17 protein-coding genes and 1 other RNA gene are annotated in these 15,346 nt (G+C 61.1%); 10 read left to right on the top strand and 8 right to left on the bottom strand.

The features are described from left to right. Positions 1 to 4: 4 nt before the first annotated feature. The 4 genes from KUG85_RS00605 to KUG85_RS00620 form a co-directional block, all read right to left on the bottom strand. Positions 5 to 235, bottom strand: coding sequence for a ribbon-helix-helix domain-containing protein (locus KUG85_RS00605; protein WP_223003798.1), 231 nt, complete (start codon positions 233 to 235; stop codon positions 5 to 7). Continuing rightward, a complete protein-coding gene (locus tag KUG85_RS00610; protein WP_223003799.1) occupies positions 232 to 429 on the bottom strand; it encodes a DUF4169 family protein in 198 nt (65 codons plus the stop codon). Before KUG85_RS00610 ends, KUG85_RS00605 begins: the two co-directional genes overlap by 4 nt. A gap of 2 nt (positions 430 to 431) precedes the next feature. Continuing rightward, complete coding sequence (locus tag KUG85_RS00615; RefSeq protein WP_065814973.1) at positions 432 to 998, bottom strand: SspB family protein; 567 nt, start codon at positions 996 to 998, stop codon at positions 432 to 434. Positions 999 to 1,085: 87 nt separating this feature from the next. After that, positions 1,086 to 1,787 carry a TetR/AcrR family transcriptional regulator gene (locus KUG85_RS00620; protein WP_223003800.1) on the bottom strand — a complete coding sequence of 234 codons (702 nt, stop codon included), beginning with the start codon at positions 1,785 to 1,787 and terminating at the stop codon, positions 1,086 to 1,088. A 176-nt stretch (positions 1,788 to 1,963) separates the two neighbouring features. On the opposite strand from KUG85_RS00620, the gene KUG85_RS00625 reads away from it, so the two are divergent. Then, the gene (locus KUG85_RS00625) at positions 1,964 to 3,169 is read left to right on the top strand and encodes a multidrug effflux MFS transporter (RefSeq protein WP_223003801.1); all 1,206 of its coding nucleotides are present in this window, start codon (positions 1,964 to 1,966) and stop codon (positions 3,167 to 3,169) included. A 118-nt stretch (positions 3,170 to 3,287) separates the two neighbouring features. Here the strand turns inward: KUG85_RS00625 and ssrA are convergent. Beyond that, positions 3,288 to 3,655, bottom strand: a transfer-messenger RNA (tmRNA) gene (gene ssrA, locus KUG85_RS00630). 152 nt (positions 3,656 to 3,807) lie between these two features. Between ssrA and KUG85_RS00635 the strand changes: the two genes are divergently transcribed. The 7 genes from KUG85_RS00635 (at position 3,808) to KUG85_RS00665 (ending at position 9,635) form a co-directional block, all read left to right on the top strand. Beyond that, the gene (locus KUG85_RS00635; RefSeq protein WP_223003802.1) at positions 3,808 to 4,119 is read left to right on the top strand and encodes a DUF2853 family protein; all 312 of its coding nucleotides are present in this window, start codon (positions 3,808 to 3,810) and stop codon (positions 4,117 to 4,119) included. A gap of 157 nt (positions 4,120 to 4,276) precedes the next feature. Then, positions 4,277 to 5,071 (top strand): thymidylate synthase, encoded by a 795-nt coding sequence (locus tag KUG85_RS00640; protein ID WP_223003803.1) that lies wholly within the window; start codon positions 4,277 to 4,279, stop codon positions 5,069 to 5,071. A gap of 14 nt (positions 5,072 to 5,085) precedes the next feature. Then, positions 5,086 to 5,580: a dihydrofolate reductase gene (locus KUG85_RS00645; protein WP_223003804.1), complete on the top strand. Its 495-nt coding sequence runs from the start codon at positions 5,086 to 5,088 to the stop codon at positions 5,578 to 5,580. A gap of 148 nt (positions 5,581 to 5,728) precedes the next feature. Beyond that, complete coding sequence (hflK, locus tag KUG85_RS00650) at positions 5,729 to 6,835, top strand: FtsH protease activity modulator HflK (protein ID WP_065814979.1); 1,107 nt, start codon at positions 5,729 to 5,731, stop codon at positions 6,833 to 6,835. Next, positions 6,835 to 7,764, top strand: a complete 930-nt coding sequence (gene hflC, locus KUG85_RS00655) for a protease modulator HflC (protein ID WP_065814980.1) — start codon at positions 6,835 to 6,837, stop codon at positions 7,762 to 7,764. Before hflK ends, hflC begins: the two co-directional genes overlap by 1 nt. Before the next feature lie 12 nt (positions 7,765 to 7,776). Then, positions 7,777 to 7,962, top strand: coding sequence for a DUF2065 domain-containing protein (locus KUG85_RS00660; protein ID WP_223003805.1), 186 nt, complete (start codon positions 7,777 to 7,779; stop codon positions 7,960 to 7,962). 173 nt (positions 7,963 to 8,135) lie between these two features. Beyond that, positions 8,136 to 9,635 (top strand): DegQ family serine endoprotease, encoded by a 1,500-nt coding sequence (locus KUG85_RS00665; protein ID WP_223003806.1) that lies wholly within the window; start codon positions 8,136 to 8,138, stop codon positions 9,633 to 9,635. Positions 9,636 to 9,700: 65 nt separating this feature from the next. On the opposite strand, the gene KUG85_RS00670 is transcribed toward KUG85_RS00665, so the two are convergent. Together KUG85_RS00670 and serB are read right to left on the bottom strand one after the other, a co-directional pair. Continuing rightward, the gene (locus tag KUG85_RS00670; protein ID WP_223003807.1) at positions 9,701 to 10,264 is read right to left on the bottom strand and encodes a GNAT family N-acetyltransferase; all 564 of its coding nucleotides are present in this window, start codon (positions 10,262 to 10,264) and stop codon (positions 9,701 to 9,703) included. Continuing rightward, entirely contained in the window at positions 10,261 to 11,148 is an 888-nt protein-coding gene (gene serB, locus KUG85_RS00675) for a phosphoserine phosphatase SerB (protein WP_065814984.1), read from the bottom strand. Before serB ends, KUG85_RS00670 begins: the two co-directional genes overlap by 4 nt. 30 nt (positions 11,149 to 11,178) lie before the next feature. On the opposite strand from serB, the gene miaA reads away from it, so the two are divergent. Both miaA and KUG85_RS00685 read left to right on the top strand, forming a co-directional pair. After that, entirely contained in the window at positions 11,179 to 12,114 is a 936-nt protein-coding gene (gene miaA, locus KUG85_RS00680; protein WP_223003808.1) for a tRNA (adenosine(37)-N6)-dimethylallyltransferase MiaA, read from the top strand. A 90-nt stretch (positions 12,115 to 12,204) separates the two neighbouring features. Beyond that, the gene (locus tag KUG85_RS00685) at positions 12,205 to 12,987 is read left to right on the top strand and encodes a GGDEF domain-containing protein (RefSeq protein WP_065814986.1); all 783 of its coding nucleotides are present in this window, start codon (positions 12,205 to 12,207) and stop codon (positions 12,985 to 12,987) included. A 131-nt stretch (positions 12,988 to 13,118) separates the two neighbouring features. On the opposite strand, the gene KUG85_RS00690 is transcribed toward KUG85_RS00685, so the two are convergent. Continuing rightward, the gene (locus KUG85_RS00690; protein ID WP_255606263.1) at positions 13,119 to 15,002 is read right to left on the bottom strand and encodes an ATP-binding protein; all 1,884 of its coding nucleotides are present in this window, start codon (positions 15,000 to 15,002) and stop codon (positions 13,119 to 13,121) included. Positions 15,003 to 15,346: the final 344 nt, after the last annotated feature.

Raw genomic sequence — 15,346 nt, forward strand, 5'->3', positions numbered from 1 at the left:
ATGGTCAGCAGGCCCGGGACGCCCGGGCTTTCAGGTCGTGAAGCACGTAGAGCCGGAGTTCGGAAGAGAGATTGCTTTCTTCGTCCCGCCGCGCGTCGAGCTCGGCTATGAGTGCGGCGAGCGACATCTTGCGGCGCCGGGCGATCGCTTCCAGTTCTTCCAGGAAAGGCGCTTCGAGAGAGACGCTTGTGCGGTGGCCGCGAATGCTCACCGAACGCTTGGCGATCCGGCTCATCTGGGATCGTTGTCCCGGCTCTTTTCGCGCCTGTGCCCGTCGAGCCGAGCGACCAGACCCGCCTTTGCACTTTCTTCCAGCGCACACTCGCCTCTGGTGCGGCCGTGGCGGATGCGGTTTTCAGTGGCGCGCTGCTCTTTCTCTTCGCGGGCGCGGCGTTTGCGCCTTTGCCGGAGATTGACCAGTTCGCCCATGGTCACTTCTTCCGAAATGCGTCGAGCGAGACGACTTCCGCTCCCTTGCTTTCGGATGCCGGCGCATCCTCCTGCACGGGCTCGGCTTCGGCTTCCGCCTTGTCCTTCCTGGCCTTTTTCGCAGGCTTCTTCTTTGCCGCGGGCTTTTGCGGTTCTTCCGCAGCGTCCTCCGGGTGAACCTCGGTGATGTCCGCCGTCTGTTCGCTCTGCTCCGGCTTTACGTCGAATTCGAGCTCGAAATTCACCGACGGGTCGTAAAACCCCCGGACGGCGGAGAAAGGCACGCTCAGCATTTCGGGAACATCCGCAAAGGACAAGCCGACCTCGAAGCCGGTCTCGGTGACTTTGAGATCCCAGTACTGATACTGCAATACGATTGTCATCTGCTCGGGATAACGCTCGCGCAGGCGCGAGGAAACGCGCACACCCGGAGCGTTGGTGAGAAAGGTGATGAAGAAGTGATGCTCACCGGGCAAGCCGGTGCGCGCAACTTCCGCCAGCACCTTGCGCATCACGCCGCGCAGAGCGTCCTGAGCGAGAATATCGTATCTTATGCGGTCTTCGGCCATCAACGCGAACCGGTTTGTGAATCTTTGACCTACCTCTAATCAAGGACCGCGCTCAGGTAAACCGGCAAAAAGACGGGTTCCGCTACGTCAGGCGGGGAGAGCCCTGCCGACGCGGGTCGTTTCTTCGCCCTCTTTACCGTTCCTGCGGTAGGCGCGCAGGAAGGTCTTGACCGCGCGGGCGGTTACTTCCTGTAGTCGGTCGTTTTCCAGTTTCTCGCCAAAAAGGGCGGGGATATGGAGCTCGGCGTTCACCAGTGCGATGAACTGGCGCGTGGCGACGTCGGGGTCGTCAAGTTCGAGATGCCCCGCATAGGCAAGACGGGCGAAGCGGGCTGCCAGTGCAGACCAGACCTTGCCCGGTCCTTCCGTGCGCCAGCCTGCAAACAGGTGAGGATGCCGCTCCCCTTCGCTTTGAATGAGTTTGCGAAGATATTTGCCATCTTCGTCGCACAGGCATTTCTGCGTCAGGCGCATGGCAAAGGCGACGAGTTCTTTTTCAAGATCTACTGGCTGATCCGGAAAGGTCGACAGAACCTCGAAACTGCGTGCGTTGCAACGCTGGGTGATTTCGGTGACCACAGCGGCGAAGAGCTTGTCCTTGTCGCCATAGTGATTGTAGACGGTTTGCCGCGAAGCGCCGGCTTCGGCGGCGATCATGTCGATGTTCGCGCCCGTATAGCCTTCCCGACAGAAAACCCGTGCACCCGCTTCCAGAATGGACAGGCGCTTGGCGGCGTGTCCGCGTGTCGGGAGCCTGTCAGTAGCGTTGATCGTATGCATTAAAAACATATATGTGTGATTGACATATTAGACAAGGATGTCCAAAAATATAGTCAATCAAGATCAGGTTTGTTGCCCGCGCTGTTTTTGCTCTGCCATGTTTGGGGCCATGTCGGGCCTCTCTCCAGTTTTTCGTCTTTGGTTTGAAGCCCGTTGTGGCGACCATTTTTTGAAAGTGCAAATCCATGAACACGAGATTCCTGCGCATCGCGCTGGTGCTTGGCCTTTTGACCGCTGTGGGGCCGTTCGCCATCGACATGTATCTGCCGGCGCTGCCGTCGATCGGCACCGATCTCAATGCGGACACCGTGCCGGTGCAGATGTCTCTTCTGGTGTTTTTTCTGTCGATGGGACTGGCGCAGATCATCGTCGGGCCGATTTCCGACATGGTGGGCCGCAAGGCGCCGCTTTATGCGGGGCTGGCTGTGTTCATCATCGGCAGCATCGGCTCGGCGCTGGCGACGAGCATCGAGATGCTGATCGCGTTCCGTTTCCTGCAGGGGCTGGGCGCGTCGGCCGGCATGGTGGTGCCGCGCGCGGTTGTGCGCGATCTTCACACCGGTACGGAAGCCGCCCGGCTGATGTCTCTCCTGATGCTGGTCTTCTCCATCTCGCCCATTCTGGCGCCGCTTACGGGCAGCGTGATCATCGCCACGCTCGGCTGGCGGGCGGTGTTCTGGTCGGTGACCATTGCGGCAGTCCTGGGTGTTTTCCTTCTGGCGACTGCCCTGAAGGAGACAAGGCCCGTCGGGGAACGGAAGGGGAGTTCGCTGCGCAGCGCGCTTACCGGGTATCGTTTTCTCCTGGGCGACCGGAAATTCATGGGGCTGACCTTTATCGGCGGGTTCGGCATTTCCAGCTTCTTCGTTTATCTGTCGAATTCGTCGTTTGTGCTGATCGACCATTACGGGCTGACGCCGATGCTCTATAGCGTGTTCTTTTCCATGAACGCGGTGGCGTTTTTCACCATGTCGCAGCTTACCGGGCGGTTGACCGAGCGTTATGGACTGCGCCGAGTGGTGAGGGTTGCGGTCATCTCCTATGCGACGACCATTGTGGCCCTGCTGGCGGTGATGGCATCCGGTCTGCAGTCACTCTGGGTGCTCGCTTCGTTTCTTTTTGTCGGCTACGGGTTCCTGGGTCTGGTCATTCCGACGACTTCGGTGCTTGCGATGGATGATCACGGCACCATAGCCGGCACGGCCTCGGCGCTTATGGGAACGCTGCATTTTGCCATCGGGGCCATGGCGATGGCCATCTCGGGCCTGTTCTTTGACGGAACGCCATTGCCGATGGTGACGAGCATTGCCGTGTGTGCCGTGCTTGCGCTTGCGTTGACCCATCTGACGCTGGGACGCGATGAACAGCCTGCGAGGGCTGCCGCAGAGTGAGGTCGGGTGTGCCTGACAGGGTGGGTTCTGGAAGGGCGCTCGGGCGCCCTTTCTTTTTCGCGCAAAAGGCTGACGCCTGCCGGGAGGGCGGAAACTCATAAATTCGAAGAAAGGGAAAAGTGAAGGCTTCTGTTGCCAGGTGCCTTCGAACCCCGCCTGAAAGTGCGAACCCTCAGGAGTTTAAGTGAAGCTGTCGCACCGCATTAAGCAGCGAGACGTGCCTCCGCATAGTTGTCGTTTGCAACTACTGGTTTGACCCGATAACGGTGGTATCATGCCGAGCGAAAGTCCGATCTTTACACCCTCGTCGATCCTGTTTCGCCCCCATCAGAAGCCGTCTGCGGGCTGGTTGCCCCGGGCGGTTTCTGGTGGAGGCGCCGGGCACTGCCCCCGGGTCCGAATGGTTTATTACACCGTCAGTTTATCGCCATAGTCGGTCAAGCCGACGCAGCGAATATAGTGAGACAGCCGCACCAAGAAAAGGGGGATTTTGGCGAAAAGGCTTTTCGGCATTGACTTGGCGTCATGCTTTGCGGAATGTCTGCAACGGTGTGGGAAGGAACTTTGGCAAACGTTGAGGTTGCGTTGGTGGCCGGATCGTGTCGAAGGGGCCCACGATTTGAAACGAGGGAAAAGTCATGGCCGATTATCTCGCGGATGTCCGCAAATATGATGCAACCGCTGACGAAGATACCGTCAACAAGATCGTGAAGCATCTTGGCATCGCGCTGCGCAACAGGGACTCGTCTCTGGTCTCTTGCAGCGATTCCAGCGAACTTGATCGCGTGCGCGAGAGCTGGTGCATGAAGAAGCTCGGCGAAACCGACGGCGCGAAATGCGATTCCATCATCGAAAAGGTCTGCGAGACGATGTCGGGCGACAATTCGAAAAGCCGCGTGACCTTCTACTATCTTGTGGCAAAGCATCTGGGCAAACTGTCCAGCCTCTGAGCCGCCACGCGATCTGACCTTCAAGCGCCTCCTCCCTGCCGGTGGGGGCGTTTTCATTTGCGCGTGTGGACGAGACCGATATTCGCGGTGCCTGCACTTTTCGTGCCGGTCGGCTGCTTTATGATGCGGCGATAACGCCAGCCCGAATCGGACCGCCATGCGCCAGTATCTCGATCTTCTTTCCCACGTCCTCGAAAACGGCGTCGACCGCGACGACCGCACGGGAACCGGTACACGCGGCGTTTTCGGCTATCAGATGCGTTTCGATCTGGAGCAGGGGTTCCCGGTTCTCACCACCAAGAAGCTGCACCTGCGCTCGATCATTCACGAGCTGCTGTGGTTTCTGAAGGGCGACACGAATATCGGTTATCTGAAAGAAAACGGCGTTTCGATCTGGGACGAATGGGCGGATGAGAATGGCGACCTCGGCCCGGTCTATGGCGCGCAATGGCGTTCGTGGCCGGCATCTGATGGCGGGCAGATCGACCAGATTGCGACGCTTCTGAAAGGCCTGCGTGACAACCCTCATTCGCGGCGGCATGTGGTTTCGGCCTGGAACCCGGCGGAGGTCGATTCCATGGCGCTGCCGCCATGCCACTGCCTGTTCCAGTTTCATGTGGCCAATGGGCGGCTCTCCTGTCAGCTCTACCAACGCTCCGCCGATATCTTTCTCGGCGTGCCCTTCAACATCGCTTCCTATGCGCTTCTGACCATGATGGTGGCCCAGGTGACGGGGCTGCGCGCCGGCGATTTCGTGCACACGCTGGGCGATGCGCATCTTTATTCCAACCATTTCGACCAGGCGCGCGAGCAGCTGACACGCACACCAAAGCCGCTGCCGACGATGTGGATCAATCCGGACGTCACCGATCTCTTTGCCTTCCGGTTCGAGGATTTCCGGCTTGATGGCTATGTGGCGGATCCGTCGATCCGCGCGCCGATCGCGGTTTGACCGGGGAGGGTCTGATGAGTGTCGAACTGGTCGTTGCAATGGCGCAAAACGGGGTGATCGGGCGTGACGGCGATCTGCCGTGGCGGCTTTCGACCGATCTCAAGCGCTTCAAGGCCATCACCATGGGCAAGCCCGTAATCATGGGGCGCAAGACCTGGGAGAGCATTGGCAAGCCATTGCCGGGGCGGCGCAACATCGTCGTCACGCGGCAGGCGGACTATACAGCCGAAGGGGCTGAATGCGTGTCATCGCTGGATGTCGCGCTTGCACTTGCTGCAGGTGGCGCCGCCGGTGCAGATGTCTGTGTCATCGGCGGTGGGCAGATATATGCGGAAGCGATCGACAAGGCCGACCGCCTGCATGTCACCCATGTGGATGCGCAGATTGACGGGGACACCGTGTTCCCTGAAATTGCCCCTGAAATCTGGGAGGAGGTATCTCGCGAGGAGGTGCCTGCCGGCGAAAAGGACGTTTACGCCACCTCCTATGTGGTCTACCAACGACGCTGAAGAGGCAGGGCAGGGCTCTCTTTTCGCTGGAAAGAGCGGGAAACGCGGCGGGCTGCCGCGTTGAAAGAGGATTTGCCGCTACCTATAACTGACCGGATGGGAGAGCTGTCCTCGGCGGACGGAACCCGGATCGAGAAAAGGAACAAGAATGCCCTGGAACAATCAAAGTGGCGGAGGCGGCCCTTGGGGCGGCGGCAATAACGGAGGCCCCTGGGATCAGGGACCGCGTGGGCCGAGTGGACCGCAGGGATCTCCGCCCGATCTGGAAGAGATCATCAAACGTGGCCAGGACCGGCTGAAAAACGTGCTGCCGGGCGGCGGCGGCATCAGCCCGGCCATGATCGGACTGGTGCTGATCGCGCTGGCCGGTCTGTGGCTTTTCAAATCCGTCTATACGGTGCAGCCGGACGAACTGGCGGTCGAGCTGCGTTTCGGCAAGCCGAAGCCCGAGCTTTCCGAGCCGGGCCTGCATTTCCACTGGTGGCCGATCGAGACCGTCGAGAAGGCATCCGTCGCCGAACGGCTTGTCGATATCGGCCAGACGCGGGGCGGGGCTTCGAGCGGCCTCATGCTCTCGGGCGATCAGAACATCGTCGATGTGAAGTTTTCCGTGGCTTATCAGGTCGCTGATCCTTCCGCCTACCTGTTCAATGTCGCCAATCCCGACGAGACGTTGCGCCAGGTGGCCGAGAGCGCCATGCGCGAAGTGGTTGGGCGCCGTCCGGCGCAGGACATCTTCCGTGACGACCGCCAGGGCATCGCAGAAGATGTGCGCCTGACCATCCAGACCGCGCTCGACGAATACGGCACGGGGCTGACGGTCAACGCCCTTTCGATCGAGGATGCCGCACCGCCGCGCGAAGTGGCCGACGCGTTCGACGAGGTGCAGCGCGCCGAGCAGGATGAAGACCGCTTTGTCGAGGAGTCCAACCAGTACTCCAACCAGCAGCTCGGTCAGGCGCGCGGTGAAGCCGCGCAGATCCGCGAAGAGGCGGCCGCCTACAAGAACCGTGTCGTTCAGGAAGCCGAAGGTGAGGCGCAGCGCTTCATCTCCGTTTATGACGAATACGCCAAGGCTCCCGAGGTGACGCGCAAGCGTCTCTTCCTGGAGACGATGGAAGGCGTGCTGCAGGGTTCGAACAAGGTGATTGTCGAGCAGAATGGCGGCCCCGGTGTGGTGCCCTATCTGCCCTTGCCCGAACTTCGCCAGCAATCGCAGCAGCAGCCGCGTGGAACCGCGGGAGGGAGCAACTGATGTCCAACCGTCTTCCCATACTCGTCGTTATCGGCGCGGTTCTGCTGTTCCTGGTCTACTCGGCGATCTTCGTCGTCAACGAGCGGCAGCAGGCCATCGTCCTTCGCTTTGGTGAAATAGTCGATGTGAAGACCGAACCCGGTCTCTACTTCAAACTGCCTTTCGCATTCCTCGAGGCGGACAATGTCCAGATCATCGAAGACCGCATCCTGCGCTTCGATCTCGATGACATCCGCGTGCAGGTTTCGGGCGGCAAGTTCTACGAAGTGGACGCGTTCATCGCCTATTCGATCAACGATCCCCGCCGTTTCCGACAGGCTGTGTCGGGCAGTGTTGCGCTGGCCGAGCAGCGGCTGCGCACACGTCTCGATGCTGCCCTGCGTCGTGTCTACGGTCTGCGTGGCTTCGAGGCGGCGCTTTCGGAAGAGCGTGCATCGATGATGCGTGAAGTTGCCGAGGAACTGCGGCCTGCCGCGGCTTCGCTGGGGCTTGAGATCGAGGATGTGCGCATTCGCCGGACCGATCTGACGGCTGAGGTCTCGCAGCAGACTTACGATCGCATGAAGGCGGAGCGTCTGGCTGAAGCCGAGCGTCTGCGCGCACGCGGCCGCGAGGCTGCCGCACGCATTCGCGCCCGTGCTGACCGCGAGGTGGTCGAAATTCTGGCGGCTGCCCAGCGCGAGTCGGAGATCCTGCGCGGTGAAGGCGAGGCTGAACGCAACGCCATCTTCGCCAATGCCTTTTCGCGCGATGAGGACTTTTTCGAGTTCTATCGTTCGATGAGCGCATATCAGCAGGCGCTCGATCCAAGCGGAACCACGATGCTTCTGTCGCCCGATTCGGAATTTTTCCGCTTCTTCAACGACTCGAGCGGTGGTGGTGCGCGTAGCTCTGCACCGGCCGCGCCGGGCGCGACCGCCGGCCAGTAACCGGCGGCTGGAATGAGCGATTTCATCGCCGCCCTGGGCCTGGTTCTCGTTATCGAGGGCCTGGTCTATGGCGGCATGCCGAGGCTGGCCAGGCGCCTTGCCGAACAGGTTCTCGACATGCCGGACAGCGCGTTGCGCACGGCCGGCATCGCCGCCATGGTTCTTGGGGTGGTCGTGGTCTGGCTCGTTCGAGGATAAATCTAATTTGCGGCCCGTATGGAAACGCCATGCGGGCCGCAAACGTGCCGTAATCAGGCTCGATCATGCAGATGTGAAATGCCTGTTAATGGAATTCGGGCAGTGTTCCGCCTAAGCTTCCCTTCCGGCTACGGGCCGTTCCACCACGCAAGCCATCTGGAGAAACGCTCTCAATGATCCCGACGAAGATTTTACGCGCCACGCGGGTGGCACCAGTGGCCGCTCTGATTGCGCTGGGCGGTCTCACCTCGACACCGGTGATCCTGAGCCAGCAGGCGCGGGCGGAAGGCCCGGCTTCAGTGGCAGACCTTGCAGAGCGGCTTGCCGGCGCGGTCGTCAATATCTCCACTTCCCGCTCGACCGGTGGCGGTGCGTCGGGCCGTGTCCCGCTGCCCAAGCTGCCGGAAGGCTCGCCGCTGCAGGAGTTTTTCGACGATTTCTTCCAGGACGAGCCTGAACAGGATCATGAGCCGCGACAAGCGCAGTCCCTTGGTTCCGGCTTTGTGATCGATGCGGAAGAAGGCATCGTCGTCACCAACAATCATGTCATCTCCGGTGCCGACGAAATCGTGGTCAATTTCACCGACGGTGGCAAACTCGATGCCGAGCTGCTGGGCGTCGACACCAAAACCGATCTTGCGGTGCTTAAGGTCGATGCTAGCAAACGCAAGCTGCAGGACGTTCCGTTCGGCGATTCCGACAAGATGCGGATCGGCGACTGGGTCATGGCCATCGGCAACCCGTTCGGTCTTGGCGGCACGGTGACGGTCGGCATCGTCTCGGCGCGCAACCGCGAAATCGGTTCGGGTCCCTATGACGATTTCATCCAGACGGATGCGGCCATCAACCGTGGCAATTCCGGAGGCCCGCTGTTCAACATGGACGGTGAGGTGATCGGCATCAACACGGCCATCATTTCGCCGACCGGCGGGTCCATCGGCATTGGCTTCTCCATTCCTTCTGCACTGGCGATCAAGGTGGTCGATCAGTTGCGCGAATTCGGCGAGACGCGGCGCGGCTGGCTTGGCGTGCGCATTCAGGAAGTCACGGATGAAATCGCCGAAAGCCTGGGCATGGAAAAAGCCATGGGAGCGATGGTGAGCGGCGTCATCGAAGGTGGTCCGGTGGACGATGGCTCCATTCAGCCCGGCGACGTGATCGTGGAGTTTGACGGTAAGGCCGTCGAGAATGTGCGTGAGCTGCCGCGCATTGTGGCCGAGAGCCCGGTTGGCAAGGAAGTCGACGTCACGGTTGTGCGAAAGGGCCAGGAAGAGACCGTGCGGGTGACGCTCGGACGGCTGGAAGACAGTGAAAAACTGGCCTCCGCTGAAACGAAGGAAGACAAATCCGAAGGCGAGGGAGACGTGGTTTCGTCTGCTGCAGTTCTTGGCATGCACATGGCAGCACTCGATGACGAACTGCGCGAACGGTTCGAGATTTCCGCCGACGTCAATGGCGTCGTCGTCACCGAGGTGGACGAGGATTCGCCCGCTTCCACAAAGGGTGTGACGGCAGGCGACGTGATTGTGGAAATCGCTCAGGCCACCGTCTCGACCCCCAAGGAGGCTCTGGACCGACTGGAGGAACTGAAAGGGCAGGGTCGCCGCAACGCGCTTCTGATGCTCGCTTCCAAGAACGGGGAGCTGCGCTTCGTGACACTGCGGATGGACTGACCCTTCAGCAAATATTACCGCAGATACAAAAACGGCCCGGAAGCGATTGCAACCGGGCCGTTTCGTTATCCCTGCCGGGCGCGCCAATCTGCCTGTGACAGCCGGTAGAGTGCATGCGGCTTGAGATGCGGATGGCTGTCCGGGACGCCCGGGTGATCGAAATCGCCCGCTGGATCGTGGCGCATGCCGATGCGGCGCATGACGGCGATGGAGCGGTCGTTGTCGACCACGGCGAAGGAGACGATTTCATCGAGATCGAGAATGTCAAAGCCAAACGCAAGCCACCCCCGCGCGGCTTCCGTAACATAGCCCTTGCCCCAGAATTCGGGCGCGAGACGCCAGCCGATCTCGATAGACCCTTCAGGCAAATTGGCCAGGCCTGCTGGCTTGTGCAGCCCCACAAAGCCGAGGGGCTGGCCGGTTTCCTTCAGGGCCGCCGCGGCAAACCCGAAGCCATTCCGCGTGATGCCGTCACGGATGAGGTCCATAACGGCGTCCGCTTCATCGCGGTTTCTGCGGAAAGGAAAGAACTCCATGATCGTGTCATCGGAGTTGATGTGGTGGAAGAACGGGCGGTCTTCTTCACGCCAGTTGCGCAGGATCAGACGTTCGGTCTCAAGCAGTGTCACAGGACGAACTCCTCCTCACGGTAGCCCTGCAGGAACAGGAGTGCGGTCAAATCTCCGTGGTCGATGCGCACGCCTGCCTGGGCGGCAACGGCGGGCTTGGCATGAAGGGCGACACCAAGTCCGGCCAGCCCGAGCATGTCGAGGTCGTTTGCGCCGTCACCGACCGCCAGAACATCCTCGCGCGTAAGCCCGCGCTCCGCTGCGAGGCGGTCGAGCGCTTCGGCTTTGGCAGCGCGACCCAGAATGGGTTTGGCAACCTCGCCGCTGAGCTTTCCGTCAGCGACCAGAAGCTGGTTCGCCTGCTGTGTGTGGAAGCCGAGCTTATCGCCGACGGGACCGGTGAACTGTTCAAACCCGCCTGAAACGAGCGCGGTGAAGGCGCCGGCTGCCTTCATGGTGGCAACAAGCGCCGGACCGCCAGAGGCAAGCGTGATGCGTTTCTCGATCACGCTGTCGATCACGTCGAGGGGGAGGCCGCGGAGCAGGGCAACGCGCTCTTCCAGAGCCGGTTCGAAAGCGATTTCGCCGTTCATGGCGCGGCTGGTGATCGCGGCAACGGCGTCTTTCAGTCCGAGTTCGGCGGCCAGCTCATCAATGCATTCCTGGTCGATCATGGTGGAGTCCATGTCGGCAATCAGCATTTTTTTGCGCCGGCCTTTCGCTTCCTGCACCGCCACATCAACGGGGGCACCGGCTAGGGTTTCACGCAGGAGGGTTTCTGTTGCCGCGATCTCCAGTCCGGGCTTCAGGGCGATGTCACAGGCAAGGTTTTCCCCCAGCCAGTCGATCGCGCTTGCATCGAGCGCCTTCATGGCCATAGTCGCAACGTCCGGTGTGAGTGCGCGCTTCGCCGGATGGGAGATGAGTGTGGCAACGAGGGACATGGGTGCTTTCCGGAGTGTTGGGTGGCGGGCATGCTGAATGATGCGATCCTGATAGCCGGGCCAACCGCCAGCGGCAAGTCTGCGCTCGCGCTGCGCCTGGCCATGGAAACGGGCGGGGTGATCGTCAATGCCGACTCCATGCAGGTTTACGATGTGCTTCGCGTCCTTTCGGCGCGGCCGGGCGCGGACGATCTCGCCAGGGTTCCGCACCATCTTTACGGCCACGTGCCGCCTTCCGTCGCCTATTCGACCGGTGCCTGGCTGGAGGATGTGGCAGCGCTTGCAAAAATGGGAAGTCTTTCAGACCGTCGTCCGATTTTCGTTGGCGGCACGGGGCTTTATTTTCGCGCACTCCTCGATGGGATCGCGCCGACGCCACCAGTGCCCGAGGATGTGCGAAACCATTGGCGGCAGCGGCTTCTCGAGGAAGGACCGGAAGCGCTTCATCGCCTCCTGTCGGAACGCGATGCCGCCGCGGCAGGGGCAATCGGCGTCATGGACGGGCAGCGCATCACGCGGGCGCTGGAAGTTCACGATGCAACCGGCAGAGCGTTGAGCACGTGGCAAAATGAGACGACGGTGCCATTGGTCAAAAAAAGCGAATGCACCTGTATCGTGCTTGAGCCCGAGCGTGTTTTTGTCACCGAACAAATAGAGCGCCGCTTCGACAGCATGGTCGAGGAGGGGGCGCTCGACGAAGTGCGGGCTCTGCTTGCACTCGATCTTTCTGCTGCCCTGCCGGCGATGAAGGCAATCGGGGTCCCGGAACTTGCCGCGTATCTGCGAAACGAGTGTTCTCTGGAAGACGCCATCATGCGGGCAAAAACGGCCACGCGGCGCTATTCCAAGCGGCAGGCAACCTGGTTTCGGCATCAGCTTGGCGAGGACTGGCTAAGGCTTCCGATCGGGTCGCAAACAGGATCAGCGGATGAGCTTCTCAAGTTTATCAGAAGCAATCTGGGATAGCCCAAAGTCTGTCAGTTCTACCTGTGGAGATTAACCTTGCGTAAGTGAGACTGTGCGAGAACGGCAGAAAGGGTGTCGTTCGGGGCCAGCATGCGTTTCCACAAAGCGGAGTCGGCGTTTTTTGTATTCATTTCGCTCGTTCTCGGAGCGGGGGGGATGCTTGCCTATGCCTACTGGCTGCTGCGTTCGGATATCACCACTTTTCCTGTCCCCCAGGATCTCGGAAGTTTCATCCAGATATTGTTCATCACCGGTGTGCTCCTCGCCACGGCCACGATCTTCGGCGTCTTCTTCATCTATCCGCTGATCCGCACCCAGGTGCAGGAGGAGGGGAAGCTGCGGGCGATGACGGAGACGCTGAGTGCACGATCCGAATCCCTCCAGCATGCCGCGCTCACCGATAGCCTCACGGGAATGCAGAACCGCCGGTTTTTCGATGATGCATTGCGTGAATATCTCCAGGAGTTCCGCCGCATCGAAAAGCCGGTCGGCCTGATGGTGCTCGATCTCGATCACTTCAAGCAGGTCAACGACACACATGGTCACGATGTGGGCGATGAGGTGCTTCGCGCGGTGGCGCGGTGCCTGAAGGATCTGACGCGCTATCACGATGTGGTGGCGCGCATGGGGGGCGAGGAATTCGCCATCGTTGCTCCGAACATGAACAATGAATCGCTGGTGAAGCTGGCTGAACGCATTCGCCGCGCGGTCGGCGCGTTGACGATCGAGTCCTCGAACGTGAACATCCGGGTCACCATCAGTGTCGGCCTGTCGATCTGGAACGGTCGCGAGTCGGCTGAAGAGTTTTATCGCCGTGCCGACAAGATGCTCTACGAGGCCAAACGTCTGGGACGCAACCGCGTCTGCGCCTGACCGGCGAGCATTTTCCTCTTCAACGGGTTTTCGCGGAGCCAGTTTAACGGGCCTGCGGTGGCGTGCGCCTATGCGAACCGCAGCGATATGGACTCTCTGGCCGGCGTTTGGAATGGACGGGTGTACGCCCGTCAGCGGGTTCCGAACTTGCCCCGTGGATGGGGCGTCGCGCCTGCATAGCGGCTGACGCCGGGTGCTTCATGGGAGGGGGGCGCAGATGGGGCCGGGCGCCAATGCGCCGTGGTCTCGAGTGGCTGTGGGGCATACCCCCGGTCGCCAGCCTGTATGCCGGCGGGGACAGGGGCGCCGATATCGGGAGCTGTCTCCACCTGCGCGCGCACCGTGCGCCCGGTATCGCGCAGGCGACTGACGATCGAGGCGAGGTCGACTTCCCGGTCGATCTCCTCGGGGTTCGAGACCTTCTGCTTTTCGGTGTCCCGGACGCCCGGCAGGGCATGTGGCGGCAGGGCTTCGAACTTCATGCGCATGGTGGTCGCCACACCTTCGCCGAATGCGATGGCTTCGCGCCGGCCCATGGCAGACAGGAAGGAGAGCATGGAGGCGGACGAATCCGCAATTGCCGAGCGGATGATCGCCTGGTCCTGATCGTTGGCAAGCCGCATGGCGAATACCGTCGAGCACTGTGAGAGCACCGTCGGGTCAAGCTCGCCGGGGCGCTGGGTTACTACGCCGAGATAGCAGCCATATTTGCGGCCTTCCTTGGCGATGCGCGCCAGCGCGTGGCGGGTGGGCGCAAAGCCGAGCCGTGGGTCGGCCGGCATGTAGCGGTGAGCCTCTTCGCACACAACCAGGAGATTGAGCTTGCCTTCGCTCCATAGAGCCAGGTCGAAGGCGAGACGCGCCATGACCGAACAGACGGAGTTCACCACCTCCGGCGGCATGCCGGCCATCTCGAAACAGGTCACCGTCTTGCCATGGCTGGGAACACGGAAGAGCCTGCCGATCGTTTCGTGGATCGTATCCTCGATGACCCTCGCCGCAAACATGAAGCGGTAGCGGGGATCGCTGATGGCGGCTTCGATGCGCACCTTGAGACTACGGTAAAGCGGTCGCTCCACCTTGTTTTCGAGCAGGCCGATCCGTTCGTCTATCTCCTTGAGAACGTCGGCCATCCTATAGGGAACAGGTGTGTCGGCCGTCAGGCCACCGCCATCATTGCTGCGGCGCAGAGCAGCCGCGGTGCCGGGATTGCGGTAGTGATGCTTGGCATTGGGAATGAGGTCGCGGAGGAGTTCCACTTCTTCGGCGACGGGTTCGCGGCCCCGGAACAGAACTTCGACCAGTTCCTCGAGGCGAAACAGCCAGAACGGGAGGTCAAGCGTGTGCGTGTCGACCCGAACGGCGTGTTCTGGCAGGGCCGAGGCGAATTCGTTGTGCGGATCGAGGATCAGCACGCGCAGATCCGGCCGGGAGGCAATGGTCTTGCGCAGCAGAAGCGAGACGGCGGAGGATTTGCCAACGCCTGTGGTGCCGACCACCGCGAAGTGGCGGTTGAGCGTGTCGTCGACGGCGATGCAAGCGTCAATGGCTTCATCCTGCGACAGCTTGCCAATGACCGCCTGCTGGCGCCCGGCAAGATCGTAGACTGCCTGCAGGTCGCGTGAGCGGATGCGGTGCGCGGGTGCGCCGATATGCGGGTATTCGGTGATGCCCCGATCGAAAACCGGTTCGGCGCCACCGTCGCGGACTTCTCCGACCAGTTCGACGGAGATTGCGATGGGGTTGGCCTCGCCGTCGCGCCAGCGGTGTTGCGGCCGTTCGACGGCATAGACAAGGCCGACGGTGCGGGTCGCGCCCATGTTGATGGAAATCATCTTGCCGACGGTCCAGTGGTTTGACTGGCCGGGCTCGTCGATCTCGGTATCGGCGGCAATCGTGGCGCGGGCGCCATCGCAGTGAACCACATGGCCGAGCAGGCGCCGGCGTGGCTGATCGGCTGCGCGTCGTTCCTGCGACGTGGTTTCGCCCTGCGTTGTTCCACCTTCCACAAACATCATGCCACCCCGTTATCCCTAATCCCCAACCATAGCCGTACAAGGTTAAGACCCTGTGTTTGCGGATGGTTGAGGCGGGGTAAACAGGACCATTCAACTGGTCTGCTCAAGCCGGTTGACGGGGCGGCCAAGCAACCTTATTGTGCGCAGCCATGATGACAGGAAACATTCTTATCGTAGGAAGGCGCATGGGCAAGGCGGCGTAGCCGTCTGGCGAAAGCTCCCATGCGCGAAACACAGGCTCCTTCGGGGGCCTTTTTTATTGGCCCGGTGTTTCCTTGGGGGCAGCGGGCGGCTAAACCAACTTCGCCGGTTGACAGAATGGGCCGGCAGACAGAACGGAA

Source organism: Nitratireductor rhodophyticola, assembly GCF_019891355.1.
GTDB lineage: Bacteria > Pseudomonadota > Alphaproteobacteria > Rhizobiales > Rhizobiaceae > Nitratireductor > Nitratireductor rhodophyticola.